This window comes from Falsihalocynthiibacter arcticus (assembly GCF_000812665.2).
GTDB lineage: Bacteria > Pseudomonadota > Alphaproteobacteria > Rhodobacterales > Rhodobacteraceae > Falsihalocynthiibacter > Falsihalocynthiibacter arcticus.
The window spans coordinates 4,218,987-4,243,132 of record NZ_CP014327.1 but is presented as its reverse complement, the minus strand read 5'-3'; the positions used below and the strand labels follow the sequence as shown (position 1 = coordinate 4,243,132).

Below are 24,146 nucleotides of genomic sequence, written 5' to 3'. Positions count from 1 at the left end.
GGGTTGGTACAAAACGGGCTAATTGCACCGAGCATAATGATCGCCCCACGTTTCATCCATCATTGCGATCCCGCCATCTTGGGTTTGCTTTAGAATAAATCGCGTGGTCCATGTTTCGCCTTCGCCCTGACAGTCCGCATCAAAAATGGTCGTGCGTTCAAGACCGAGAATGGATTGCGGATTTGAAAGATCGCAAGACGATTCATAAAAGGCGAGTTTGTTACCCGTAATTTCGACGCGTTGATCGCTGATTGGGACGGAACAATCATAAGCATCGTAAATGCCGTCGTTGATCGCCTGCTGTTCTGCAACAGCCCCGATCGGCGCGATGCAGGTGAGAGCAATTGTTAAGCAAAGCTGACGCATCATTCTTGCTCCATCAAATAGTCTGCAATTTGCAGTGCGATTGCCTTGGGGTCTTCAATACTACGAGCGTCAACATTTACGTGGACTACCAAAAAGTCCTCGGTCATCAACGAAAGCTGGCGCCGATTTGCAGACCAGATTGCGACGATACCGACGTCTTCGACAGGTTGCGCGTCAGGTGTTACGGAAACCACCCTTTCAAAATCCTCAATGCGGCTTGCCTGCGCAAAAACCGTCATGAGTTTTTCACCGCTAGGTTTGCCGCCCATTTTGATCCGCGCTTCGTCGTCACTATCAAAGTTGCCCCAAACATAGGTGCAGGTCGGGTAGGATTTTTTCCCGCAATCCGCCAGCTTGAGGATGTCATCTGCGCCAAATGGAACCAAACTCCGCAGTTCGTCTTCGGTCAGCGGCTCGTGTTCGCTTTGCGCAGCAGCAGGCACCGCAAGCACCAGCAACGCCGCGATGCCGAGTGTTTTCAACGTGTTTCGCCCGAAGCTTGTCATCCTTAAATCTCCGCTGTCATTTCAATTATCAAATACAGCATCGCGCGACTGATTATCGCGTCATTGTCACAGCGCGCCAACTTTTTACCGAAACGCCGTTTACAATGCTTGAGGTCTGGAAAATGCCATAGATCGACGTCGCGCCAAGGATCATTAATCGCAGCGTAAAATCCATTGTTACGCCGTTCATTGTCACCTGCGAATGACCGATCAACCGCGCGAGATCATCGACCTTACAGCCCATCATCGATTCCACATCGGTTGACGATAGCAAGGGCGCAGGTGCGCCATCAGCTTTTGCATGGGCCTCAAAGCTCCATGGTGGTTCATCCGCCCAAATAAATTCAATCGGGGCCGGTGCCTCGGGGTGGGTGCCGATGAGGCGGCCATCAGACGTCATTTCAATCTGCATCGTCTCGATGTCGCCACTTGCAGGGAACGGCATCGTCGTCGGGCCAGCAATAACATAGCCCGCATGGTGCACGATCTGCCAAGAGCCCACGATCGTCGCGTCAACCTGCGCCCATGCGTCTGGGGTCCCATAGTTGCACGCATCATCTGGCGCTGAATAGGTCGGAGATGCTAGGCAAAGAAGGGATAGACCAAGGGCAATGCTGGGCTTGAAACACATTTTGAATACTCCTGAAGCGATAAGAAATGGAGTCTATAAAGTTTAGCTTAGCATGCAGTTTTAAAAATACGTCATAGAAAATCACGACCTTGAAAATCTTAGTGTCTGGATCTGAAGAATTTGTTGGCAGACTGGCGGGTTGGGCGCTACGCTTTAATAGGGCCACCTGTTTGGCCAACGACCATTTCACTTTTCACTGATTGGAACATACATGCCAATTTCATCATTTCACAACGCTGTCATTGCTGCTGCTCTTGCCCTCGCGCCGACGGTGTCATTTGCACAAGACGTATTCGGCAATATCACCGCCACCCTCGACGGCGAAGAACGCACATGGTTTTTAACCGCGCAAGACAACGAAAGCCAATCCTTTGGCTTGTCGATAGCGGTTGCGAATTTGCAGTCTTTTCAGCTTTGGGGTCAACCAAGCGAAGATAGTGTGAAAATTTCCGAAGATAGCCTTTTGTTCAGTTTCGAGGTTATGTCTGTTGGTGGCCAATTGATCCCGCTTAACGCTGGAGTGATGTATTTGTCAGACGCATGGAAATCTGGCTGGATGGCAAGCGAGTCGGAAGATGAGGCCAACGATATCGTCCTTTCCCTCATAACATTTGAAGAGCGTGACGAGGGGTTCTTCGTTGAAGGCAGTTTTGAAGCGGCTGCCCATTATCGCGAGCCGCTTGCAGATGGCGAATTTGACCCAGCGCGGACAATGCAAATCAACGGCAGTTTTAGCGCATTATTGCCGCCGTATATTTTGCTGGAAAAATAGCGGATAAAAATATGCCTCTTCGCCAAAAAGGGCAAGCGGCACCCATTTTCATCTGACCACCGCCCCTATTTCGTAAGGTCGATCAGCAATTCCGTTTGTGGTTCAATATCGATTGTGGTCTCCCCGTCGCGGCCATCAATCATCAATGTGTACCGTCCCGCAGGCAACGCGACCGCATCCCCCGAAACCGTGCCAGACACCGTAAACCCGTCAACGGCGATAGCGCGGTATTGGGTTTGGCTCGCGTCCAGCAGCGCCCGTTCCAAGGACGCAAGATCAGACACATTTACATATTGCCCTTGGCCCGCAGCGGCCCAATCCGCAAATGTGTCCGACAAAGCAGGATCATCAATTGCAAATCCAACAATATCTATACGCACAGCAATCCCTTGTTCAGCCAGATCCAAGATCGCCTGTTTGGGGTCACCATCGCAGGTTTCCTCGCCATCCGTCAAAATCACAATACGGGGCGCACCCTGCGCATTTGCCAAATCATTCCCCGCCATGGCAAGCGCCGCTGCAATCGGTGTGCGCGCATTGTTCTGCGGCAAGATTTTGTTCAGAATCCCCGCCATGTCTTCGAGCGCGTACAGGGAAATCGGTGCCAAAAGTGCTGAATCGCATGCATCTGGTGCAACGCCAAATTGCCGCAGTCCGATCGCGATGCCCCGCGCTTCCGCGCTTTTTACCAATTGCGACAGTGCCGTTTGCGCAATTTGATAGCGGCGTTGCCCATCAATGCGTTGCAACATCGACCCAGAAGTATCAATCAAAATCAGCAGACTTGAATTTGGCGGCGCAGCGGCGTCCCGTTCGGCTAGCGTTTCAATAACCCGCAATTGCCCGTCGGGTTGTGCGACCACAGGCCCAAGCGTGACCCGCATTTCATAGGGCTTAGGTCCGCGCATTTTGTCGACTGCGCGGGCAAAACCTTCGGTAAAATCTGCCTGTGTTGAAATGTACTGATAAAAACCACCGTTCACGCGGCCCCAGTTTTCCATCAGGTCACGTTCGCGGTCGGGGTTTGGCCCAAATGCCCCCGTTGACGGGATCGCAAGCGCACCAATACGCGGGCGCACTTTGGTTAGCATTTCCCACAGTGGCGCGTCTTGGCCTGTGGCGGCGTCGGTGATCAAAATGATCCCTCGCACGCCGTCCTGATCGGCAAGCATGTCGCTGGCCTGTATCAACGCGCCTTCTGAATTGCTGGAATTCCCTGATTGGGCGATCATCCCCAGCCTGCGGATCAACAATTCAGGGGCGCCCAATAATCCCTCCCCCAAAAACGATCCGCCAAATGGCAGAAAACCGATCAAGTCGCGGTCAGGGTCGGCCTGCAAGGCAATATCGCGCAGCGCACGTTGCATCGCGGGCTTATAGGGTCCCGTTGACCCGCTGGTGTCCCAAACAATAATGATTGGGCGTAGCGGTTCTTCGATGCGCAGATTGTAGGATTGGTTCGGCTCAAGAACCGCCAGATATAATGGCATCGCCATGCCACGATCCTCGGCCTCTTTTGCTGTTGCACGGCGCATTGGGATGACCCCGCCAGCGGTATCAAATAGGGCGGGATGTGCGCCGCCCTGTTGGTCCGTGTCCAGCATGACACGCAATTCGCGCTGCTCGGCGGGCGCCGCGATGCGCCACCAATCGGCATTGCCCCCGCGACGCACAGAGGACGCGATGATATCGGCGGGCGGCAATGTCACAGCCAGTTCTGCCGTGGCACCACCTGTTGGCGCGGGTAGCGCGATATGTGCAACCTCGTGGTCACGCTCATAGGCGGATGCCTGCGAAAATTCGCCCCATTCGCCCAGAATTGACGGCTGTTGCGTGGTTGATGCCGCCTCAAAGACGCGCAATTGTTCGGGAATGCGCAAGTATTCCGCAGGCGTTTGGGTCGACATCTCAATACGCAAATACCTCGCCCAAACCTGTGGCGCGAAGTCTATTTTCGTCTCGCCATTTGCGGCATTTGTAAAACGCGGAGCAATAATGGGCCACAGAAGCGGCTGCGTATCGCAGTTGTAGCGGAGTAAAAATCCGCCAGTTTGTGTCCTTCGTTTATTCGGAGGGCGGGAGATGTATTCTGTGGATATTTATAATCGTGTGCGCCGTGCTTGTTTGAAGGACGGGATGTCTACTCGAGAAGCGGCGCGTTATTTCAACAAGGATCGCAAAACGATAGCCAAGATGTTGCGGCATGAGCTCCCTCCTGGTTATCGGCGTTCAGAAGCCCCGCGTCGCCCAACGCTTGATGATTATGTTGGTGTCATCGATAATATACTGCGTACAGATAAGGCCCTGATCAAAAAGCAGCGCCACACCGCCAAGCGTATTTTTGAGCGTTTGAGGGATGAACACGGGTACGCGGGAAGCTTGACGACAGTGACCTATTACGTTCGCGAACAAAAGCGACGCACTAAAGAGGTGTTTGTACCGTTGTCGCATCGGCCAGGCCACGCGCAGGTTGATTTTGGTGAGACACTTGGCGTGATTGGTGGCGTGGAATGCAAGATCCATTTTTTTGTAATGAGCTTACCGCATTCTGATGCGGTGTTCGTTAAGGGATACCCTGCCGAGACGACGGAAGCATTCTGCGATGGCCATGTGTCCGCCTTTGCGTTCTTTGATGGTATTCCGCAGTCCATTCTCTACGACAACACCAAGATCGCCGTTGCGCGGATACTCGGGGACAGAACGCGTATTCGCACACGTCGGTTCACTGAGCTGCAATCCCATTACCTGTTCGATGACAAGTTCGGGCGACCAGCGCGAGGAAACGATAAAGGCAACGTTGAGGGCATGGTTGGATATACGCGTCGCAACTTCATGGTCCCTGCGCCGCGTTGTGACAGCTTTGATGATTTGAACGCCCATCTGGAAGCGAAGTGTTTAGCACGTCAGGACGATACTTTGCGCGGCCACACCCAAACCATAGGTCAACGTTTGGTATCCGATTTTGATGCGCTGATGGGGTTGCCCGTGGCGGAATATGAAGCCTGCGACCATGTCAACACACGGGCCACTTCGATCTCGATGGTGCGCTATCGCAGCAATGACTACTCGGTGCCGGTGGCTTATGCACACCACGATGTTCATGTGCGTGGGTTTGTACATGAGGTTATCATCGGCTGCGGTAACGAGATCGTTGCACGGCACAAACGATCCTACCTATCCGCGGATATGATCTTTGACCCGCTCCACTTCCTGCCCTTGATTGAGCAGAAGGTGGGGGCTTTGGATCAGGCAGCCCCTTTGCAGGGCTGGAATCTACCGGATGCCTTCGCCACCCTGCACCGACTGCTCGAAGCCAGAATGGGCAAACCGGGCAAGCGAGAATACGTTCAAGTTCTGCGCCTTTTGGAAACATTCGAGATGGACGTTGTGCAAGGCGCAATCCAGCATGCCATTGATCTGGGCGCTATTGGCTATGATGCCGTAAAACACCTTGTGCTATGCCGTATTGAGAAGCGGCCACCGCGATTGGATTTGGACTTCTACCCGTATTTGCCTAAGGCCAATGTCGGCACGACACGCCCATCCAGTTACATGAGCCTGCTGGGAGCCACGGCATGACAGATGCTCCCCAAATCCTTCTGCACCACCACCTCAAGAAGTTGCGCTTGCCAACGTTCCAAGGAGAGTACGCAAAACAAGCCCAAATCTGTGCTGCTGAGAATAAGGACCACATCCAATATCTGGCGCGTCTGTGCGAGATGGAGTTAATTGACCGCGAACGGCGGATGATCGAAAGGCGGATCAAAGCGGCGAAGTTCCCCAGCACCAAAAGCCTGGATAGTTTTGACTTCAAGATCATGCCCAGCTTGAACAAGCCACTGACGATGGACTTGGCTCGATGTGACTACGTGGATCGCAGAGAAAACATTATTGCCCTCGGCCCATCGGGAACGGGCAAGACCCACATAGCTTTAGGACTTGGATTAGCCGCGTGCCAAAGAGGGTTGAAAGTACGGTTCACGACGGCGGCAGCCTTGGTTCATGATCTGATAGAAGCCCAAGATGAGCTCCGATTGCAGCGCATGCAAAAGCAACTGACGAGCCAGAATCTGTTGATCATTGATGAATTAGGCTTCGTTCCTCTGAGTAAATCCGGCGCAGAATTGCTCTTTGAGGTGATCTCGCAGTGCTACGAACGTGGTTCCATCATCATAACCTCAAACCTGCCCTTTGATGAATGGACCGAAGTCTTTGGCTCAGAGCGGCTCACGGGAGCCTTGCTGGATCGTTTGACACATCACGTCCACATCCTTGAGATGAACGGCGAAAGCTATAGGCTCAAACACAGTCGTAAGAACCGCCAGTAGTCAAAACACATCAAGATCAGAACAATGTTGGCCCATGGGGCAACATGCGCTTTGGCACGCGTTAGCTATTTGGGGGCACGCGCACCAAAGCGCAGAACATCCGAGAACTCAGTGGACCAATTTTACGCCGCGATCTGGTCCCTTTTTACTCTGCGATTGACAGCGGGAATGAGCCGTTCGCGACATTCATGGGAAAAGGAAGGGGACCGAATGCTGCACCATGCATATTTCGACTTAAAGGGCGGAGAGCCGCCGTTCGCCGCGCTTTGTTTGAATGACCGCTACGCGGGACAAAGTGAGCTTTCGCTGCGGCTGCGCCAATGGCTACTTTCGGGAAGGTGCTACCATTCCGATAAAGGGCTTAATAGGCGCGAGGTTGCTATTTTGTACTGGATGCCTCGGGCAAGAGTTTGCTTGACTGCACTTCATTATTTCTAATATCCATGAAACATGGAATCATTACTTACAGATCGACTCGCAACCCTCAGTCATCCCCAGCGGATGGCGGTGTTCCGGCTGCTCATGCGCCGCTGCCCAGATGAACTGCCAGCTGGTGAAATCGCCGAAGCCTTGGACTTCAAGGCCAGCACCGCATCGGTCTACCTGTCTGCCCTGACTCAGGCAGGTCTCATCTCACAGCGTCGGGACCGGACGCGCCTACTCTATGCCATCAATCTCGACGCAACCCGCGAGGTTGTTGCGGGGCTTTTCGTCGACTGTTGTCGCGGTCGGGCGGACATTTGCCCACCACAATTTTCTGATCTTCTCTGGAGTATCTCTCCCATGACTGACAAGACGTTCAACGTCCTCTTTGTTTGCACCGGAAACTCTGCCCGCTCGATTATTGCCGAGACCATTTTGCGCGATAGGGTGGGCGATAAGTTCACAGCCTATTCGGCAGGCACCGCGCATCGCTCAGAGCTGAACCCTTTTGCGGTGGAAATGCTTAATTCAAAGGGACACGACGTGTCGCTTTTGCGGTCCAAGAACATCGAGGAGTTCCAAGGTGGTGACGCACCGCTGATGGATTTTGTCTTTACCGTCTGTGACCGTGCCGCCAACGAAGAATGCCCCACTTGGCCGGGTCAGCCCGTTTCTGGTCATTGGGGTATGCCGGACCCCGTAAAGGCCGAAGGAACCGACGCGGAAAAGAGGCTCGCATTCCACCAGACCTACGGGGCGCTGCACAACCGTATCATAGCATTCTCCGCATTGTCGTTCGAGAATTTGGACCGTGGGTCGCTACAAAAACGTGTCGATGAAATCGGCAAAGAAACAGCCAAACAGGAATAATCAGATATGACCACTTATGCTCTCAATGGCCTCGGCCGCATCGGCAAACTCGCCCTTCGCCCGCTCTTGGAGCGCGGCGCAAAGATCGCTTTTATCAACGACGCGGTAGGCGATCCTGCGATGCATGCGCATCTGTTGGAATTCGATTCAATCCATGGGCGGTGGCCTGCGACGTTCGATGCTGACGAGAGTTCGATCAGCATTGACGGGACACGTATTCCCGTCACCAGCACACGCAATCTGGAAGACCTGCCACTGGACGGCGTAGATGTGATGATTGATTGCACCGGTGCGTTCAAGACAGAGGCCAAACTGGCCCCGTATTTTGCAGCGGGCGTGAAAAAAGTTGTCGTCTCTGCGCCAGTTAAAGACGGGCCAACGGCCAATATCGTCTATGGTGTTAATGATGATATCTACGACGCGGACACCCACCAAATTGTGACGGCGGCAAGCTGCACGACCAACTGCCTTGCGCCTGTGGTGAAGGTTCTGCTGGAAGGGATCGGCATCAAGCATGGCTCGATCACGACGATCCATGATGTGACCAACACGCAGACAATTGTGGACCGCCCTGCGAAGGATTTGCGCCGTGCCCGGTCTGCATTGACGAACCTGATCCCGACGACAACGGGATCCGCTACGGCGATCACGCTGATCTACCCTGAACTGAAGGGCAAGTTGAACGGCCACGCCGTGCGGGTGCCGCTTTTGAACGCCTCCATCACCGACTGCGTGTTTGAAATGGCGCGTGAAACGACTGTGGATGAAGTGAACAGCCTCTTCAAAACTGCCGCCGAAGGCCCGTTGAAGGGTATCCTTGGTTATGAAACGCGGCCTCTTGTCTCCTCGGACTACACCAATGATCAGCGCAGCGGCATCATTGATGCGCCCTCAACCATGGTCGTGAACGGCACCCAGCTCAAAGTCTACGCCTGGTATGACAACGAATATGGCTATGCGTACCGTCTGGTCGATGTAGCTCTGATGGTTGGCGGCAAACTGTGACACGGCCTGCAGGATTTGCAGCTTACATGACGGTGACGGCGGCATATTGGGCGTTCATGTTGACTGACGGTGCGCTCAGGATGCTTGTTCTGCTGCACTTTCACACGCTTGGCTTTTCGCCGGTGCAATTGGCCTATCTGTTTGTGCTGTATGAGATCGCAGGTGTGGTGACCAACCTGTCCGCAGGGTGGATCGCGGCACGGTTCGGTCTGACATCGACGCTTTATGCAGGTCTGTCTTTGCAGGTTGTGGCGCTCTTGGCGCTCACGCAGCTTGATCCCGCGTGGAGCATCACTGCTTCTGTGGTGTTTGTTATGCTGGTGCAGGGCCTGTCTGGCGTCGCAAAAGATTTGGCCAAGATGAGCTCCAAAAGTGCCGTCAAGATTTTGGCCCCAACGACGGGCGGGGGGCTGTTCCGCTGGGTGGCCATTCTAACTGGATCAAAGAATGCCGTGAAAGGCAGCGGCTTTTTATTGGGTGCGGTCCTGCTGGCTGTCTTTGGGTTCGTCCCTTCCGTGCTGACGATGGCGGCAATTCTGTTTGTCATCCTGATTGCCGTTGTGATTGGGATGCCAACGGGCCTGCCTGTGGGCCGCAAGGACGCGAAATTCTCGGACGTGTTTTCCAAGAACCGCAACATCAACTGGCTCAGTGCGGCAAGGTTGTTCCTCTTCGGAGCAAGGGACGTATGGTTCGTGGTTGGCATTCCGATCTATTTCTATGCGGTGTTGTCGGACGGCAGTACCGAGGGTAATCGCGCAGCATTCTTTATGATCGGGACGTTCATGGCGGTCTGGACGATCCTTTACGGCATCGTCCAAGGCTGGGCACCACGTATCCTGAAAGCGTCATCGCGGACAGAGGCTGAGATACTGGCACTGGCAAAACGGTGGGTTGGTCTGCTGATCATTGTGCCTGGGTTTCTTGCGGGTCTGGTCTGGCTGGTCCCCGAACCATCCAATATCCTGACCATAACGATTGTCCTGGGTTTGTTGGTTTTTGGCGGCATATTTGCCGTAAACTCAGCACTGCATTCGTTTCTCATCCTTAGCTTTACGGATGCAAAACGGGTCACGATGGATGTCGGAGTTTACTATATGGCCAACGCTGCAGGCCGATTGGTTGGCACAGTCCTGTCCGGTTTCACGTATCAGATTGGCGGGATACCACTGTGTCTTGGTACCGCCGCCGTGATGATTGGTCTGAGCTGGCTGGGAACCGCACAGCTTAAAGCTCCAGAAAATGATAAGGTCACCGCATGAATATTTTTGAAAAGTATCTCTCTTTGTGGATCGCGATGGCAATGGGGGCTGGCATCCTTCTGGGCAATGTTGCCCCCGGTTTGGTCAATGCAATTGCGGCGGCAGAAGTGGCCAGCGTCAATCTGGTTGTCGCCGTGCTGATCTGGGCAATGGTTTACCCGATGATGGTCGGCGTTGATCCCAGATCGCTGCGAGACGTGGCAAAACAACCGCGCGGATTGATGATCACTCTTGTCGTCAACTGGTTGATCAAGCCCTTTACAATGGCGGCATTGGCCGTGCTGTTTTTCCAGTATGTTTTTGCGCCATGGATTCCGCCCGAAGATGCGATGCAATACATCGCCGGTTTGATCCTGCTGGGTGCGGCACCCTGTACGGCGATGGTGTTTGTCTGGTCACAACTGACACGCGGAGATGAAACCTATACGCTTTTACAGGTGTCAGTGAATGATCTGATCATGGTCATCGCGTTTGCGCCAATCGTGGCCTTCCTGCTGGGTGTCACCGACATAACTGTTCCATGGTCAACCTTGGTCCTGTCGGTCTTGCTGTTCATCGCTCTGCCACTTGCCGCAGGTCTGATCACACGCCATCGCCTCGGGTCTGAGGCGGCAATCGAGACGTTTCAGGTGCGCGTAAAGCCCTATTCGGTGGTGGGTTTGATCGTCACCGTGATGATCCTCTTTGGACTTCAAGGCCAGGTGATCGTGTCCAAGCCGTTCATCATCGTGTTGATCGCGGTGCCGATCATTCTGCAAAGCTATGGTATCTTTGCAATCGCTTACGCAGCAGCGTTCGCATTGAAAGTGCCACACCGCATTGCGGCACCCTGCGCCTTAATCGGGACGTCGAATTTCTTTGAACTGGCCGTTGCCGTAGCGATCAGTCTATTTGGTCTGAACTCGGGTGCTGCCCTCGCAACCGTTGTGGGGGTTCTGGTTGAAGTGCCGGTAATGCTAACGCTGGTGGCATTTGCCAATCGCACACGAGCACGCTTTGCGCCCTGACGCGCAAGGAATGAAACGAGCTCAATAAAGAGGAGCGTCAGAGATGACCCAAAAATCCTGTTATGGAACGATGTTTCCTGAGACCTTAGGTGGCGGTGCAGAGAACGGGACCGTGAGTGGCAAAGTCTTTGGATATAATACCATCCCGCGCGGGTTGGCCGGACCAAAGCGCACACCAAACGCGGATACAAAAGAGTGGGAAGAGTGCTTGCGATGCGAGACCTTCGACAGCTGCTACAAACTGTCATCAGCCAAATTTTCGCTACTCACGGCAATCGACGGTCCGATCCGATCCTGATCAGTGGCTCTGGTTCTTGATGGCTTGATTTTGCAGAGATCAGGCCATTTGCCGCTTGGCCGGAAAACGCCCTATGCTGACAACATATGCTTGAAGGGAAATTAAATGCCAATGAATCGCCGTAGCTTTCTAACTTCTGCATCAGTGGCGACCGGTTTTGGATTTCCCTCGATTGCCGCGTCAGATGAACCGGTTCGGTTTGGTCTGACCCCAGTCTTCCTGACCAACGACCAAATGCTGGTGGATGGCTTGCGGACCTATCTGGCGAATGCAATGTCGCGCCCTGTGGAGCTTGTATTTCGCAGGACCTATGAAGAGATCACAGCTCTTCTGGTAGCTGGCGATTTGGACGCCGCTTGGATTTGTGGGTATCCCTATCTTCGAAACGAGGACAAGCTTGCCCTCCTTGCGGTGCCGGTTTGGAACCAGAAACCGTTATACCAGTCATATCTGATTGCAGGCGCGGATCGCGATGCCTCCGATCTTTCTCAACTCAAAGGCGATGTTCACGCCTATTCCGATCCAGATTCTCACTCTGGGTATATTGTGACCCAGAGTGAGCTTGTCGCGCGCGACGAGGATCGGAACAGTTTTTTCGAGAACACTTTTTTCACCTATGGGCACCGAAATGTGCTGCGGGCAGTGGCGTCGAGGCTCGCCCAGTCGGGCAGCATAGATGGGTATGTCTGGGAAGCGGTATCCGCGACCGAACCAGATCTAGCGGCACAAACAAAAGTTGTCTGGAAGTCCGAATGGTTTGGTTTCCCCCCGATAGCCTGCCAACGCAGTCAATTGTCATCAGAGATTGCGCAATCCTTGCAAGCGGCCTTGATCAATATCTCGAACACAGCTGGCGGCATGGCAATTTTAGAAATGCTGCAATTGGACGGGTTCACCTTGGGAGCCGAAAACCTGTTTGATGAAATCCGCCGCCGTATAGAGGTTTTGGATGCAGCAATCTGAGTATCACTGGGCGAGGCCGCAGTCATGGCCGCTCACCGTCCGTGTTCCGCTGATTGCGGCACTTCTACTGATCTTTGTTGCGGTTATTGCCTCAGAGCGGGTCCTCAGCCGTTTTTCCAGCATTCAGGATGAAAACCTGCGCGGCGTGGCGTCTGTCTATCTTGACAGTGTTTCTATTGCCCTTGAGCCATTTATCTTGCGACAGGACATCTGGGGCACGTTTGACACCGTTGATCGGGCCCGCAACGCTGCGGGTGACCTGCCGGTTCTGGCTCTTGTGGCAACTGATAGCGATGATCAGATCATTGCCGCAGATGATCCGGTGCGGTTCCCGACTGGCACCATGGCACCCTCGGATTTGACGGCAGCACCTGGCATTAGGGATTTGTCACTCAAATACACCGAAACAACAGTCTGGACGCAAAAGGACGTGGTCTATCAAGGGCAGCTTATCGGGCACGTTGTAACAGAGATCGACGTCGATAATTATTTGGCCCAACGCCGAGACGCTCTTTGGTCGCTGATCATCGGAAACACACTTGCAACGATTCTTCTGGCGGGTGCCGGGTATTTTCTTATCAGCCGGATGATGCGGCAGGTTCAGGTGCTCTCGCAATTTATGGGCAGTCACGAAGGCGATGGTCTTGAGGAGATCCCACACTCTGCCTTTCCTGCAAAACGAACTGAATTCGCATCACTGTTTGAGCGGTACAATAAATTGGTAAGGGCTGAGGGGGAACGCCGGGATATCGCTCAGCGGTTATCGGATCAGGCTCAACTTGTCAGCCTTGGTCGACTTTCTTCCACCCTCGCTCACGAAATCAACAATCCGCTTGGAGGCTTGTTAAACGCCGTCGATACGTTGCGGAAATTCAAAGACAGGCCGGATGTCGTCGAAGCCTCAACAGAATTATTGTATCGAGGTCTAAAAAACCTGCGTGACGTCTCGAAGGCGACTTTGGATTTTGGACGATCAAATGTGCAGGACCATCCGCTTTCAAAAGTAGATCTTGATGACTTACGGCTGCTCATTGAACCTGAGCTCGCCCGTAAGAACCAGACGCTCGATCTGACAATTGGCGTAGAAGATGAAACGCTTCGGGTGCTTCCAGGCGCTAAAGTGCAGCAGATCATCCTTAACCTTTTGCTGAACGGATCAGCGGCTGCCGGGGAGGGAGGTGTGATTGGTCTTAATGTGACCAACGACGAAGAAACGTTAAGAATTGAAGCGAGCGATAGTGGCCCGGGGTTGTCTGAATCCGCACGTCACAGACTGACGGTTGGGTCCACATCCAGAAACGGGGCAGGGGTTGGTTTGCGGTCAGTGCGCGAAATCACACAGGGATTAGGGGGTAGTATCGAAGTGGCCGATTTGCCCGAGCATGGAGCCAAGATTACAATAAGATTTCCCTTGCAACCAAAAGGCGGATCCGAGACGTGACCCTAGCAAATAGACATATCGCTTTGGTCGAAGATGATGAAATCATGGGCGGGTCGATCGCTCAACGCCTCGAACTTGAAGGCGCTCACGTCATTTGGATGAAGACAAAGACGGTGGCCCTCGGCGCAATCCGTACACCGCACAAAAAGTTTGATGCGGTCGTTTGTGATATCAAGCTGCCGGACGGCACCGGTGAAGATTTATATATGGCTCTGTGTGATCACTCTGTGCCACCGCCATTTTTGTTTGTCACCGGTCATGGAGGCGTCGATCAGGCCGTTCGTCTCATTCACGCAGGTGCCGCTGATTACCTGACCAAGCCGTTCAACATGGATCAGTTCTTGGCGCGGCTGTCTGGGATGATAACCGCAAACCAATCAGAGATCGGTAACAGTCCGTTCGGGGTTTCACCGCAAGCGATTGATTTGCATGCAACGTTAACGCGCGCTGCTTCAAATGATCGTCCGGTCTATATCAAGGGCAATCGGGGCACTGGCAAAGGATTGGCGGCCCGAACCATTCATAAATTGTCTAACCGCGAGAGTGGGCCGTTTCAAAGTGTGGATCTTAGTCGCCTTACCGCCTCAGATCAGGCGAACATCCTCTTTGACGATACAGCCGAACGTCCCGCACTAACGCGCGCAACTGAAGACGGCACATTATATATTTCAATGATCTCTCACGCTACTGACACGGTCCAAAACCTGTTGCAGGAATGGCTCTTGTCAGAGCCGACGACTAGACTGATCTGCGGATTCACCCCTGATTTGAACTCATCTGAAACAGATGGTGGGGTGCGCCTCGACTTGTTGCAACGTCTGAGGGCCGTGGATATCTTCATTCCACCGCTTGCGAGCAGGCCAGATGACATTCTTTGGCTCATGCGACGATTTTATGATGGGTTCAATGCGCGCCGCGAGAAAAAGCTGAAGGGCTTATCCGTTCGCTGTGAAGAAGCCGCAGTGAGTTACGCGTGGCCGGGAAATGGAAGAGAGCTGCGCAGCAAGATGGAGCGGGCCGTGTCACAGGCGCAGGGCGAGGTTCTGTTCCCGCTTGACCTTTTCCCAGACGCCCAAGACGATACGGCCGTTCCGCGCGCGCTGTCCGATGTTCGGGATGGCGCTGAGCGCGCCGCAATTCTGGCAGCACTTGAGCAGACCGACCAACATATCCTCGAGGCTGCAAAGCTGCTTTCCATCTCACGGACAACGCTCTGGGAAAAAATGAAGAAGCTTGGAATCAAGAGCGAGCACTAGGTTGTCGCCACCTGGCTGAAGTATACCGTGGATTACATCAATCTATGTTCGGGAATCCGAACATCAAAAAAAATCATTTTCAAACATAGAGTTACAAGGGACCCCGTCGATGAAGGGCGGTGACAGTTGGCTGCGGTGATTTGCTAGACTGTTGCAAAAGGCTTCAGGGAGGAACCGAAAATGAAATGTAACAAACTCGTCGACGCGGGTCGTCGCCAGTTTTTGCGCGGCGGTGCCGTTGCAGGGGTTGGCGCAGCGGCCACAATGATGACCGGAGTGCAGGCGCAAGCCGCAACGCCCGGTGCGCAACTCGACTACCCATCAACCAAATTGGCCAACATTGCAGATCTTGCCATCAATGATCCGGTCGATATCGAATTCCCGGATGCGGACAGCCCCGGCATTTTGCTCAAGATGGGCGAAGCTGTTGAAGGCGGCGTTGGTCCTGATGGTGACATTGTCGCCTATTCGGTGCTCTGCCCGCATAAGGGTTGGTATCTCAACTACAACGGCGAAGATCGCACTCTCAATTGTCCAGGCCATTTTTCGCGCTTTGACGCCGAAGTGGGGGGCAGCAAGTTTGGGGTCATGCGACCCAGAACTTACCACAATTTACGCTCCGCGTTGATGACAGCGGTGACATCTACGCCGAAGGCGCAAGCGACCTAATTTTCGGTCGCCCGTCAAACGTGTTGTAAGGGAGGACATAGACAATGACATATAAAAGACAGATAGACCGGCTTCCCATTCCACCAAAGGATGCCAAGGTACACAACGTGACATGCCACTACTGCATCGTTGGATGTGGCTACAAGGCATACACGTGGGATCGCAATAAGCAGGGTACGATGCAGGACAACGCATTAGGTATCGACCTAAGCGAACAGCAGGGTGCTGACGGCGTTTGGATCGCACCTTCGATGTACAACATCGTCAAACAGGACGGCAAAGACGTACATTTGGCGGTTATTCCAGATCATGATTGCGTTGTGAACTCGGGTCTTGGTTCGATCCGCGGAGCACGCATGGCAGAAAACCGTCCCTCCACGGTAACTGGAACGCAGCAACAGCGTTTGTCCGATCCTTTGGTATGGCGCAATGGTGTTCATCAGCCCACCAGTTGGGACGACGCGCTTGATCTTGTGGCGCAGGTTACGGCGCGCGTCGTGACCGAAGGATCAGAGGATGATCTCGTGGTCTCCATGTTTGACCACGGCGGTTCTGCTGGTGGTTACGAAAACACATGGGGCACAGGCAAGCTTTACTTTGAATCGATGAAGGTGAAAAACTGCCGCATCCACAACCGCCCTGCGTATAACTCCGAAGTGCACTCTACGCGCGACATGGGCATCGGTGAGTTGAGCTATCAGTACAAAGACTATGAACTGACCGATACGATCTTCATGGTCGGTGCAAATTCTTTGGAAACGCAAACCAACCTGTTCCTGAACCACATGGTTCCTGGCATGCGGAACGGTGCGCGGTTCATCATGGTTGATCCCCGCCGTTCGGTAACGGTCAATGCAGCTGAAGAAGTCGCTGGTAAAGAAAACGTTCTGCATTTGGCGATCAAACCCGGCTCTGACATGGCTCTGTTCAATGCGATCTTTACCGAGATTGTATCAAAAGGTTGGGTCGACACGGACTTTATCGCCAACTCGACCTTCCAAGAGGGTGTCGCCGTTGCAGAAGATGAGGCGCATCCTGCCGCACTGGGTAGCTTGGAAGAAGCGATGAAGGCGACAAACATGTCGTTGGCGGAGGCTGCAGAAATTTGCGGCGTTTCGGCTGAAGATATTGCCAAGGCCGCTGCGTGGATTGCGGAACCCAAAGACGGTGAGCGCCGCAAATGCGTAACCGCCTATGAGAAAGGGATCATCTGGGGCAATGATAACTATCGCACCATCGGCGCGTTGGTAAACATCGCCTTGGCGACGGGTAACGTTGGCCGTGAAGGTGGCGGGATTTGTCGTCTTGGTGGACACCAAGAAGGGTACTACCGTCCATCCGACGGCCACGTTGGTCGCCCGGCAGAATATGTCGATCAGCTTTTGATCAATGGCGGCGGCAAGGTCCACCACATCTGGGCAACAGACCACTACAAAACCACACTGAACGCATCTCAGTTCAAGCGCGTGCACAAAAAGCGCTCTGACATGGTCAAAGACGCCATGGACGCTGCAGCAGGGGGAAGCCGTGCGGATTTGGTCGACGCAATCGTCGGGGCGGTCAATGCGGGTGGCCTGTTTGTTGTTGATGTGGACATCATCCACAGCCAGATCGGTGCAAACGCACATGTTGTCTTGGCCGCGTGTGAAGCCAGCGAGATGAACCTGACGTCGATGAACGGTGAACGTCGCTTGCGCCTGTCTGAAAAATACATGGATCCATTTGGCAACTCTCGCCCTGACTGCCTCATTGCAGCTGCCGTTGCACAGAATATGGAACGTGTTCTGACTGACATGGGCAACGCTGACTATGCCGCGCAGTTCAAAGGGTATGATTGGGAAACCGAAGAAGATGCCTTTATGGACGGCTATCATCAGGGCAATCCTGATGTGACCTACGACCGTTTGCGTGCGATGGGGAACAATGGTGTTCTTGAACCGGTTGTTGGCTTTGAGGACGGCAAGCTGATCGGAACTGAGCGGGAATATTCGGACGGCAAGTTCACCCGGCACGGTCGCGAAGATCAAAAGGCTCTGTTCTGCGCTGCTGGATGGCGGGGCTGGCAAGCTGCTGGCAAAGCCGAGGAAGAAGCCAAGTATGAGTTCTGGATCAACAACGTGCGTGCCAACATCTTTTGGCAAAGCCAGTTCCTAGATCAAGACAATGACTTTATCCAAGACCGCTTCCCGTATCCATTCATTGAAATGAACGCCGACGATATGGCCAGTTTGGGTATATCCGCCGGTGATTTGATCGAGATTTCAAACGGAAATGGCGCAACACAGGGCATGGCCTATCCAGTGGAGACAGCCAAACCTGGTCAGGTCGCAATGGTATTTGGTTCGCCCGCGGGTAGCCAAGGCAACATTGTGAGTCCCGGTGTAAATGAGCTGGTCCTGCCAGACTACAAACACACGTGGGGTAATATTCGCAAACTTGCGAATGCGACTCCCCGCTCAAAAGCTGTTTCCTTTAAGTCCAAGGAATATACGGCCTGAGTTGCGTAATAATCCAAAAGAGTTGGGCGGCAAGGTTGCCGCCCTCTTCCTGTTGAGGGACCAATATGACGTTAGATGACATAGTTCGCCGTCGATCCGTGTCCCCACGAAGGCTTATCGAGCCTGGCCCGAGTCTTGAGCAAGTAAGGACGATGATTGATGCAGCTTGCGCAGCACCTGATCACCGCCGATTACGCCCATGGCGCTTCATTCTGATCAGAAATGACCAACGGACGATGCTCGCAAACTTATTCGAAGTAGCCGCCCGCGAAACGCATGGCACGCTCAGCGAGGATCAAACTGAGAGAGCCCGTGAAAAAGCCCTTAATGGAGCCTGCCTGATCGCCGTGGTTGGCATCATCCGCGACGATGTTTCGGACGCGCCGCCCCACGAGCAGTGGGTGTCAGTAGGGGCTGCGGTACAGAATATTTTGCTGACTGCGACATCGTTCGGGTTTGGGTCGATGATTGTCAGCGGGGATAAGGTAAAGACCAGCGCACTTCAAAAAGGCCTTGGGCTCAGCGCCATAGAACAGTTTTTGGGATTTGTCGCGGTTGGCACTGTGTCGAAACAGCCAGCGCCAGCCGATAGGCCACGTGCCGAAGATGTTTTTTCGGTTTGGGGACAGGTCGATCTATAAAGGTTAAATGAGCGGAAGTGCATCGAGGATCAGGTTCAGCCAAGGGAACGAAAGTGGCTTGGGGCAAAGTTTTGAAATGCATAGGTGCGTCCACGTTTATTGAATCCTAGAAGCCATACCGTTGCCACGCACGTCATTGACTTGCGTCAATCTAATTCAAAGCACCGTGACTAACCTAGCCTGCGTGATTCAGCCGCGTTCTGAGTCGCGCAAGAAGCCATGCCAGAACAGGATTCCCCATGCCCAAAACCGTCCTACACTTATTCCACGCCGACCCTTCATCGCTGCAAACGGTGCCCGCTTTGGCCGAACGCATCCTTTCAGCCCCATCGGGTGAACTGGAAGTCTATTTATTTGGCCCCGCCGAACGGATGCTTGCCGATGCCGAGCAAGCCGAATTCAATTCGCAGATCGACGCCCTAGTCAAATCTGGTGCGCGCGTGACAACCTGCATCGGTATCGCCCAACAGATTGGTGCCGAGGCCGCCTTTCGGAGCCGCAATCTTGCGCTTGAATCAGCAGCCACCGCCTTTCCGCGTTTTGCCTCTGAAGGGGCAAGCGTCATTAGTTTTTAAATTCATACGCCAAGGAGCTATCAGCCATGACCACCCGTGAAATTGTTCTCTGCTATCCACTTCGCACCGCAATTGGCACCTATAACGGTAGCTTGAAAACTGTGCTCGCCCCCGATCTTGGGGCGTCAGTCATCCGCGAAGTGCTTAGCCGCTCAGGCCTCGATGCCGCGCGGCTTGGGTCTGTTGTAATGGGCAACGTTATTCAGGCTGGCACCAAAATGAACCCCGCGCGGCAGGTTGCCATTCACGGCGGTGTCCCCGTCGAGGTACCTGCCATGACCGTAAACCGCGTCTGCGGGTCGGGCGCGCAGGCCATCGCGTCAGCCGCACAAGAAATCTGGTTGGGGTTCGGAGAGGTCGCAATCGCCGGTGGTATGGAAAACATGGACGCCGCCCCCTACCTGATGCCCGCTGGCCGTTGGGGCTATCGCATGGGCGACGGACAAGTCTATGACGCGATGTTGCGCGATGGCCTGAACGACGCCTTTTCAGGTGAACATTCGGGCTGGCATACCGAAGATTTGGTGACAAAATACGCCATCAGCCGCGATGATCAAGATGCTTGGGCCGCGCGGTCGCAACGCCTGTTCTCCGACGCTCAAGCGGCAGGCAAATTCGAGGCCGAGATCGCGCCAGTTGAGGTCAAAGGCCGCAAGGGCTCCGAGATTTTTGACAAAGATGAACACAATCGACCCGATGCCACGCTGGACTCTCTCGCGCGACTAAAGCCAGCCTTCCGCAAAGACGGCACGATCACCGCAGGCAATGCGCCAGGGCTGAATACCGGAGCTTCGGCGATGATTGTGGCCGACCGTGGATTTGCAGAAAAGGCGGGTCTGGAACCAATGGCACGTTTGGTTGCCTATGGTGTTGGTGCCGTTGAACCGGGGATGTTTGGCATTGGCCCCGTGCCCGCCGTCCGGCAAGCGTTGGATCGGGCCGGCTGGACCGTAGCCCAAGTTGACCGGATCGAGATCAACGAAGCCTTTGCCGCCATCTCGCTGGCTGTGTTGCGCGAACTAGGCCTGTCCGAAGACGTTGTGAATGTCGAAGGCGGGGCCATTGCACATGGTCACCCGATCGGCGCTTCGGGCGCGGTTCTGACCACGCGGCTTTTGCATTCGATGCAGCGCGACGGGCTAAAGCGCGGCATTGTCACGCTGTGTATCGGCGGTGGACAGGGCATCGCCTTGGCCGTTGAAATACTCGGGTAGTGGCAATGTTGGGCCTGTGGCAGCGGCAGAGCTTTTCCCCGAGCAAAAACACGTCGCAGGAACAAGTTTGAAGCATCACCGTGAAAGGGGCGTGCAAAGCCATGTGTGAACTTTTTGGACTATCCAGCAATTTGCCTGCTACGGCATCCTTGTCGCTGTCGCGGTTGGCACAACACGGTGGCCCACCGACGTCGATCCGTGATGGTTGGGGCGTCGCCTACTATGAGAGTAATGATGTTCGACTGATCATAGATGCAGGATCGGCGGATGACAGTGACTGGCTGCGCTTTGTCGGCCAGCATGAGTTGCGCAGCGATTTGGTAATGGCACACATTCGCAAGGCGACGATGGGCGCCCCTACCTACCGCAATGCGCAGCCGTTTGTGAGAGAGTTGGCAGGACGAACTCACAGCTTTGCCCACAATGGCTGTCTACCGGGCATCTTGGAAGCTACTACACTTCAATCACGCCGTTTTTCTCCTGTCGGAGAGACAGATTCTGAGCTGGCTTTTTGTGGCTTGCTAGAACGTCTGGCAGCAATCTGGACCACACCGGACAATATTCCCCTGCTTGAAGAGCGTTTGGAGATGGTTTCAACCTTTGCCGCAGAGATACGAGAAATGGGCCCTGCAAATTTTCTATATTCCGACGGTGACGCCCTGTTTGCACACGGGGACCGACGCAAGAATGCCGCGACAGGCAAGGTAACGGCTCCGGGATTGGTCTATTTGCAGCATCATTGTTCACCTGCCGGAGCGGGAATCAGCGGAGATGGGCTAACCGTCACCGGAGCGGACCAGAACATTAGCATTGTGGCCAGCGTTCCGTTGACTGCGGAGCCTTGGCAGGCATTTACTGAAGGTGAAGTCATTGCTTTCCGTGCCGGTCGGATTGAAGGGAGACGCGGTATTGATGCAGCGCGCAAAAACTGACCGTAGACGTCACCGTATCTATTTGCTTTCACACTGGCCGTCTGGATGTTCGATTTGAATGGTCGCGTGATCAATGTTGAACTCATGTTCGAGCTCGTGTGATGTCTCAGTTAGAAAGTTAGGCTCGGCCGGCTCAGGCATAACCAGGTGGACCGTCAGCGCCGTCTTGGTCGTACTCAATGCCCAGATATGCAGATGATGCATCGACTGCACGCCGGGAAGATTGGCCAGCCAATCGCTAATGGCGTTTTTATCAATGTTCTCGGGGACGCCATCGAGCGTCAACCGCAACGAGGATTTCATTAGGCCGTATGCGGTGACTGCAATGACCAAGCTGACCAGAATAGCGACGGCGGGATCAAGCCATGTCCAACCTGTCAGTAGGATGCCGCCCGCTGCCAGAACCACTGCGACAGAAACAGCGCCATCCGCCATCATGTGCAAATAGGCGCCTTTGGCATTCAGATCGCCATGCTGCGAAGATCTGAACAGCATCGCGGTGCCAAAATTGATGCCTATCCCGACAAGGGCGACGGCCAAGATGGTTCCGCCGGGTACCTCGACAGCTGTTTGAAAGCGGCCCATGGCCTCCCAAACCACCGCGCCAACGCCGATCAGAATGACGATTGCATTCGCCAGCGCAGCCAATTCGGTCGACCGCCCCAGCCCATAGGTAAACTGATCCGAGGGCGTGCGTTTGGCCAAGCCCATTGCTGCCCATGCAATCAGAAGTCCTGCGACATCCGTCAGGTTGTGGGCCGCGTCCGCGATTAATGCCAGACTGCCCGTCATAAACCCGGCTATGGCCTCAAGTATGACGTAGACAGTATTCAGGCCAACAGCCCATTGAAAGGCGGGGGTCAGGTTCTTCGGGGCCGCGTGGTCGTGGGACATCAGGATTTGCGCCGGATTGTGCCAGAAAGTTCAAGTGCTGCATCCAGTGTGTTGGAGATCGTGCCATACTTGCGGATGTTCTTGTGTAGCAACTCGATGCGCTCGTCGGTTTCAGAGGTGTCAACGATCAGTTCGTAGGTGATCGCCAACATTTTGGGAGGGCTGTCTTGTCTTTGACCATGAAGCGATACCTCGAGGCCGCGCAGATCAAATTTTATCATTGGGGCCACGCGTTCGGCCCCCTTGATCATGCAGGCGGCCAAAGATGCCAGCAGTAACTCGGCAGGGTTGAGGGCATCGGGCCGTCCGGCCATTCCGGTATCCAGAATGATACTTGCCTCACCCGCCGTTGCTTCGGACCCAGTGTCATCCAGCCGCTTGGCCGAAACTGTATACTCGAGCATCATTCCCACTCCATTTGTTCATAGGTTGTTTGGGCATTGCGACCGGCAAGGCTGTCGAATTGCTCAAGATATTCAAATGCAGACTGATCGATGTTTGGCGCGTCCATGATATCGCCGCCCTCTTCGATCAAGGCTCCGATCCGCGTTCGCAGGTTTACGAGGTAATCATAGGTGTCCGCTGTGGCGTGCTCCAAGGTCGTGGCATGCCCGTGACCAGGGACAACATGTACAGGCTCCAAAGCTGCCATCGCCTCGAATGCTTCTATCCAGCTTTTGGCGTTCGACTGTCCGCCATTGCCCAGAATACGCTCAGCATAAACAATATCGCCTGTGAAGACGGTGTCTTTCTCGTCCAGCCAAACAAAGCTGTCACCCGGCGTGTGCGCTTGCCCCGGATGCACGATTTCGAACGTCAGACCGCCAAATTCTAGCGTGTAGGTGTCCGTAAAGGTCACGTCGGCATAGGCGGGTTCGGTGCCTGCGAGTTCGTCTCCCAAGAATTGCGCCAGCCCTGACATTTGCTGTGATCCGCGATCCTTGTGATCGTCAACGGCAGCTTGCGACGCGATGACCGTTGCCCCTTGGGATTGCCAATAGCCGTTGCCAAGCCAGCGATGATCTTGACCGCCCGTGTCGATGACAAATCGAACTGGCTGATCTGTGATCTCCCGAATGCGGTCATGGATGGCTTGTGCCCCTTTCCAGCTTCCGCCGGGGTCCATCAGCACCACGCCCTCATCGGTCACAACAACGCCAAATGTTGCGTTGTTGGCAAGGTTCTCTGCCGAGCGCTGCTCTTTGGGACCAACCAAGGCATAAACACCGTCAGTAACATTTTGCACCTCAAGCATGTCAGCCTGTGCAGTTGTGGACACCAAAGCCAGTGCAAACGCCGCCCCGAAAAGTCTTGGAAGGATCATGTTGCCAACCATCCTTCGAGCTTGCCCGGATCAGGTAGGCCGCCAGCATGTACCAACTTGTCATCAATGCTAATCCCCGGGGTGGACATCACACCCGCGATTGCAATGGCGCGGGGGTCGGAGACCTTCTCAATCTCGACTTCAACCCCCAAACTTTTGGCGGATTCGCGGATCATTGTTTCGGCAGCATCACAGCGTTTGCAGCCGGGACCGTAAACTTTGACGATTTTCATATTACTTGTCCTTTTCAAAGCGTTTGTTGCGTGAAGCG

Annotated in this window: 25 protein-coding genes; 17 read left to right on the top strand and 8 right to left on the bottom strand. The window is 54.2% G+C overall.

The window, feature by feature from the left end; genetic code table 11:
• Positions 1–18 precede the first annotated feature (18 nt).
• Genes RC74_RS20840 through RC74_RS20830 form a run of 3 tightly spaced genes read right to left on the bottom strand, consistent with a single transcriptional unit; the run spans position 19 to position 1,503 of the window.
• A complete protein-coding gene (locus RC74_RS20840) occupies positions 19–369 on the bottom strand; it encodes a hypothetical protein (RefSeq protein ID WP_039002799.1) in 351 nt (116 codons plus the stop codon).
• Positions 366–872 carry a hypothetical protein gene (locus tag RC74_RS20835; RefSeq protein WP_039002800.1) on the bottom strand — a complete coding sequence of 169 codons (507 nt, stop codon included), beginning with the start codon at positions 870–872 and terminating at the stop codon, positions 366–368. Before RC74_RS20835 ends, RC74_RS20840 begins: the two co-directional genes overlap by 4 nt.
• 52 nt (positions 873–924) lie before the next feature.
• A complete protein-coding gene (locus RC74_RS20830) occupies positions 925–1,503 on the bottom strand; it encodes a hypothetical protein (protein WP_039002801.1) in 579 nt (192 codons plus the stop codon).
• Positions 1,504–1,714: 211 nt separating this feature from the next.
• Here RC74_RS20830 and RC74_RS20825 point away from each other — a divergent pair, with 211 nt between their 5' ends.
• The gene (locus RC74_RS20825) at positions 1,715–2,275 is read left to right on the top strand and encodes a hypothetical protein (RefSeq protein WP_039002802.1); all 561 of its coding nucleotides are present in this window, start codon (positions 1,715–1,717) and stop codon (positions 2,273–2,275) included.
• Between the two features lie 65 nt (positions 2,276–2,340).
• Here RC74_RS20825 and RC74_RS20820 read toward each other — a convergent pair whose 3' ends face one another.
• On the bottom strand, positions 2,341–4,194 hold the full coding sequence (locus RC74_RS20820) for a vWA domain-containing protein (protein WP_156477536.1): 1,854 nt from the start codon (positions 4,192–4,194) through the stop codon (positions 2,341–2,343).
• A 163-nt stretch (positions 4,195–4,357) separates the two neighbouring features.
• Here RC74_RS20820 and istA point away from each other — a divergent pair, with 163 nt between their 5' ends.
• The 16 genes from istA to RC74_RS20740 all read left to right on the top strand — a co-directional run bounded on the left by istA (position 4,358) and on the right by RC74_RS20740 (position 21,657).
• Positions 4,358–5,854, top strand: a complete 1,497-nt coding sequence (gene istA, locus RC74_RS20815; RefSeq protein WP_062628125.1) for an IS21 family transposase — start codon at positions 4,358–4,360, stop codon at positions 5,852–5,854.
• Positions 5,851–6,603, top strand: coding sequence for an IS21-like element helper ATPase IstB (istB, locus tag RC74_RS20810; RefSeq protein ID WP_062628126.1), 753 nt, complete (start codon positions 5,851–5,853; stop codon positions 6,601–6,603). The genes istA and istB overlap by 4 nt, the downstream gene beginning before the upstream one ends.
• 450 nt (positions 6,604–7,053) lie before the next feature.
• Entirely contained in the window at positions 7,054–7,896 is an 843-nt protein-coding gene (locus tag RC74_RS20805; RefSeq protein WP_038999851.1) for an arsenate reductase/protein-tyrosine-phosphatase family protein, read from the top strand.
• Positions 7,897–7,902: 6 nt separating this feature from the next.
• Positions 7,903–8,901 (top strand): ArsJ-associated glyceraldehyde-3-phosphate dehydrogenase, encoded by a 999-nt coding sequence (locus RC74_RS20800; RefSeq protein WP_038999850.1) that lies wholly within the window; start codon positions 7,903–7,905, stop codon positions 8,899–8,901.
• Positions 8,898–10,163: an organoarsenical effux MFS transporter ArsJ gene (gene arsJ / locus RC74_RS20795; RefSeq protein WP_038999849.1), complete on the top strand. Its 1,266-nt coding sequence runs from the start codon at positions 8,898–8,900 to the stop codon at positions 10,161–10,163. Before RC74_RS20800 ends, arsJ begins: the two co-directional genes overlap by 4 nt.
• Positions 10,160–11,170, top strand: coding sequence for an ACR3 family arsenite efflux transporter (arsB, locus tag RC74_RS20790; RefSeq protein WP_038999848.1), 1,011 nt, complete (start codon positions 10,160–10,162; stop codon positions 11,168–11,170). Before arsJ ends, arsB begins: the two co-directional genes overlap by 4 nt.
• Positions 11,171–11,213: 43 nt before the next feature.
• Positions 11,214–11,468 carry a hypothetical protein gene (locus RC74_RS20785; protein ID WP_038999847.1) on the top strand — a complete coding sequence of 85 codons (255 nt, stop codon included), beginning with the start codon at positions 11,214–11,216 and terminating at the stop codon, positions 11,466–11,468.
• Positions 11,469–11,573: 105 nt separating this feature from the next.
• Positions 11,574–12,431, top strand: coding sequence for a substrate-binding domain-containing protein (locus RC74_RS20780; RefSeq protein ID WP_038999846.1), 858 nt, complete (start codon positions 11,574–11,576; stop codon positions 12,429–12,431).
• Positions 12,418–13,872, top strand: coding sequence for a sensor histidine kinase (locus tag RC74_RS20775; RefSeq protein WP_038999845.1), 1,455 nt, complete (start codon positions 12,418–12,420; stop codon positions 13,870–13,872). The genes RC74_RS20780 and RC74_RS20775 overlap by 14 nt, the downstream gene beginning before the upstream one ends.
• Positions 13,869–15,128, top strand: coding sequence for a sigma-54-dependent transcriptional regulator (locus RC74_RS20770; protein WP_038999844.1), 1,260 nt, complete (start codon positions 13,869–13,871; stop codon positions 15,126–15,128). Before RC74_RS20775 ends, RC74_RS20770 begins: the two co-directional genes overlap by 4 nt.
• A gap of 180 nt (positions 15,129–15,308) precedes the next feature.
• Complete coding sequence (locus RC74_RS20765) at positions 15,309–15,797, top strand: arsenate reductase (azurin) small subunit (protein WP_236939998.1); 489 nt, start codon at positions 15,309–15,311, stop codon at positions 15,795–15,797.
• Between the two features lie 44 nt (positions 15,798–15,841).
• On the top strand, positions 15,842–18,295 hold the full coding sequence (locus RC74_RS20760) for an arsenate reductase (azurin) large subunit (RefSeq protein WP_038999841.1): 2,454 nt from the start codon (positions 15,842–15,844) through the stop codon (positions 18,293–18,295).
• 65 nt (positions 18,296–18,360) lie between these two features.
• Entirely contained in the window at positions 18,361–18,936 is a 576-nt protein-coding gene (locus RC74_RS20755) for a nitroreductase family protein (protein ID WP_038999839.1), read from the top strand.
• A gap of 239 nt (positions 18,937–19,175) precedes the next feature.
• Positions 19,176–19,511 (top strand): hypothetical protein, encoded by a 336-nt coding sequence (locus RC74_RS20750; RefSeq protein ID WP_038999838.1) that lies wholly within the window; start codon positions 19,176–19,178, stop codon positions 19,509–19,511.
• A gap of 26 nt (positions 19,512–19,537) precedes the next feature.
• Positions 19,538–20,725 carry a thiolase family protein gene (locus tag RC74_RS20745; RefSeq protein ID WP_038999837.1) on the top strand — a complete coding sequence of 396 codons (1,188 nt, stop codon included), beginning with the start codon at positions 19,538–19,540 and terminating at the stop codon, positions 20,723–20,725.
• A gap of 101 nt (positions 20,726–20,826) precedes the next feature.
• Positions 20,827–21,657 carry a class II glutamine amidotransferase gene (locus tag RC74_RS20740; RefSeq protein WP_038999836.1) on the top strand — a complete coding sequence of 277 codons (831 nt, stop codon included), beginning with the start codon at positions 20,827–20,829 and terminating at the stop codon, positions 21,655–21,657.
• 18 nt (positions 21,658–21,675) lie between these two features.
• Here RC74_RS20740 and RC74_RS20735 read toward each other — a convergent pair whose 3' ends face one another.
• The 4 genes from RC74_RS20735 to RC74_RS20720 are packed head-to-tail and all read right to left on the bottom strand — an operon-like array spanning position 21,676 to position 24,108.
• The gene (locus tag RC74_RS20735) at positions 21,676–22,551 is read right to left on the bottom strand and encodes a cation diffusion facilitator family transporter (protein WP_038999835.1); all 876 of its coding nucleotides are present in this window, start codon (positions 22,549–22,551) and stop codon (positions 21,676–21,678) included.
• A complete protein-coding gene (locus tag RC74_RS20730) occupies positions 22,551–22,958 on the bottom strand; it encodes an OsmC family protein (protein WP_236939997.1) in 408 nt (135 codons plus the stop codon). The genes RC74_RS20735 and RC74_RS20730 overlap by 1 nt, the downstream gene beginning before the upstream one ends.
• Positions 22,955–23,875 (bottom strand): MBL fold metallo-hydrolase, encoded by a 921-nt coding sequence (locus tag RC74_RS20725; RefSeq protein ID WP_062628393.1) that lies wholly within the window; start codon positions 23,873–23,875, stop codon positions 22,955–22,957. The genes RC74_RS20730 and RC74_RS20725 overlap by 4 nt, the downstream gene beginning before the upstream one ends.
• Positions 23,872–24,108: a thioredoxin family protein gene (locus RC74_RS20720; RefSeq protein WP_038999793.1), complete on the bottom strand. Its 237-nt coding sequence runs from the start codon at positions 24,106–24,108 to the stop codon at positions 23,872–23,874. The genes RC74_RS20725 and RC74_RS20720 overlap by 4 nt, the downstream gene beginning before the upstream one ends.
• Between the last annotated feature and the right edge of the window lie 38 nt (positions 24,109–24,146).

Excerpts from the sequence above, each read along its gene's own strand:
- RC74_RS20840 (WP_039002799.1), bottom strand. The coding sequence starts at position 369 with ATGATGCGTCAGCTTTGCTTAACAATTGCTCTCACCTGCATCGCGCCG.
- RC74_RS20835 (WP_039002800.1), bottom strand. The coding sequence starts at position 872 with ATGACAAGCTTCGGGCGAAACACGTTGAAAACACTCGGCATCGCGGCG.
- RC74_RS20830 (WP_039002801.1), bottom strand. The coding sequence starts at position 1,503 with ATGTGTTTCAAGCCCAGCATTGCCCTTGGTCTATCCCTTCTTTGCCTA.
- RC74_RS20825 (WP_039002802.1), top strand. The coding sequence starts at position 1,715 with ATGCCAATTTCATCATTTCACAACGCTGTCATTGCTGCTGCTCTTGCC.
- istA (WP_062628125.1), top strand. The coding sequence starts at position 4,358 with ATGTATTCTGTGGATATTTATAATCGTGTGCGCCGTGCTTGTTTGAAG.
- istB (WP_062628126.1), top strand. The coding sequence starts at position 5,851 with ATGACAGATGCTCCCCAAATCCTTCTGCACCACCACCTCAAGAAGTTG.
- RC74_RS20805 (WP_038999851.1), top strand. The coding sequence starts at position 7,054 with ATGGAATCATTACTTACAGATCGACTCGCAACCCTCAGTCATCCCCAG.
- RC74_RS20800 (WP_038999850.1), top strand. The coding sequence starts at position 7,903 with ATGACCACTTATGCTCTCAATGGCCTCGGCCGCATCGGCAAACTCGCC.
- arsB (WP_038999848.1), top strand. The coding sequence starts at position 10,160 with ATGAATATTTTTGAAAAGTATCTCTCTTTGTGGATCGCGATGGCAATG.
- RC74_RS20785 (WP_038999847.1), top strand. The coding sequence starts at position 11,214 with ATGACCCAAAAATCCTGTTATGGAACGATGTTTCCTGAGACCTTAGGT.
- RC74_RS20780 (WP_038999846.1), top strand. The coding sequence starts at position 11,574 with ATGCCAATGAATCGCCGTAGCTTTCTAACTTCTGCATCAGTGGCGACC.
- RC74_RS20775 (WP_038999845.1), top strand. The coding sequence starts at position 12,418 with ATGCAGCAATCTGAGTATCACTGGGCGAGGCCGCAGTCATGGCCGCTC.
- RC74_RS20765 (WP_236939998.1), top strand. The coding sequence starts at position 15,309 with ATGAAATGTAACAAACTCGTCGACGCGGGTCGTCGCCAGTTTTTGCGC.
- RC74_RS20760 (WP_038999841.1), top strand. The coding sequence starts at position 15,842 with ATGACATATAAAAGACAGATAGACCGGCTTCCCATTCCACCAAAGGAT.
- RC74_RS20755 (WP_038999839.1), top strand. The coding sequence starts at position 18,361 with ATGACGTTAGATGACATAGTTCGCCGTCGATCCGTGTCCCCACGAAGG.
- RC74_RS20750 (WP_038999838.1), top strand. The coding sequence starts at position 19,176 with ATGCCCAAAACCGTCCTACACTTATTCCACGCCGACCCTTCATCGCTG.
- RC74_RS20745 (WP_038999837.1), top strand. The coding sequence starts at position 19,538 with ATGACCACCCGTGAAATTGTTCTCTGCTATCCACTTCGCACCGCAATT.
- RC74_RS20740 (WP_038999836.1), top strand. The coding sequence starts at position 20,827 with ATGTGTGAACTTTTTGGACTATCCAGCAATTTGCCTGCTACGGCATCC.
- RC74_RS20735 (WP_038999835.1), bottom strand. The coding sequence starts at position 22,551 with ATGTCCCACGACCACGCGGCCCCGAAGAACCTGACCCCCGCCTTTCAA.
- RC74_RS20730 (WP_236939997.1), bottom strand. The coding sequence starts at position 22,958 with ATGATGCTCGAGTATACAGTTTCGGCCAAGCGGCTGGATGACACTGGG.
- RC74_RS20725 (WP_062628393.1), bottom strand. The coding sequence starts at position 23,875 with ATGATCCTTCCAAGACTTTTCGGGGCGGCGTTTGCACTGGCTTTGGTG.
- RC74_RS20720 (WP_038999793.1), bottom strand. The coding sequence starts at position 24,108 with ATGAAAATCGTCAAAGTTTACGGTCCCGGCTGCAAACGCTGTGATGCT.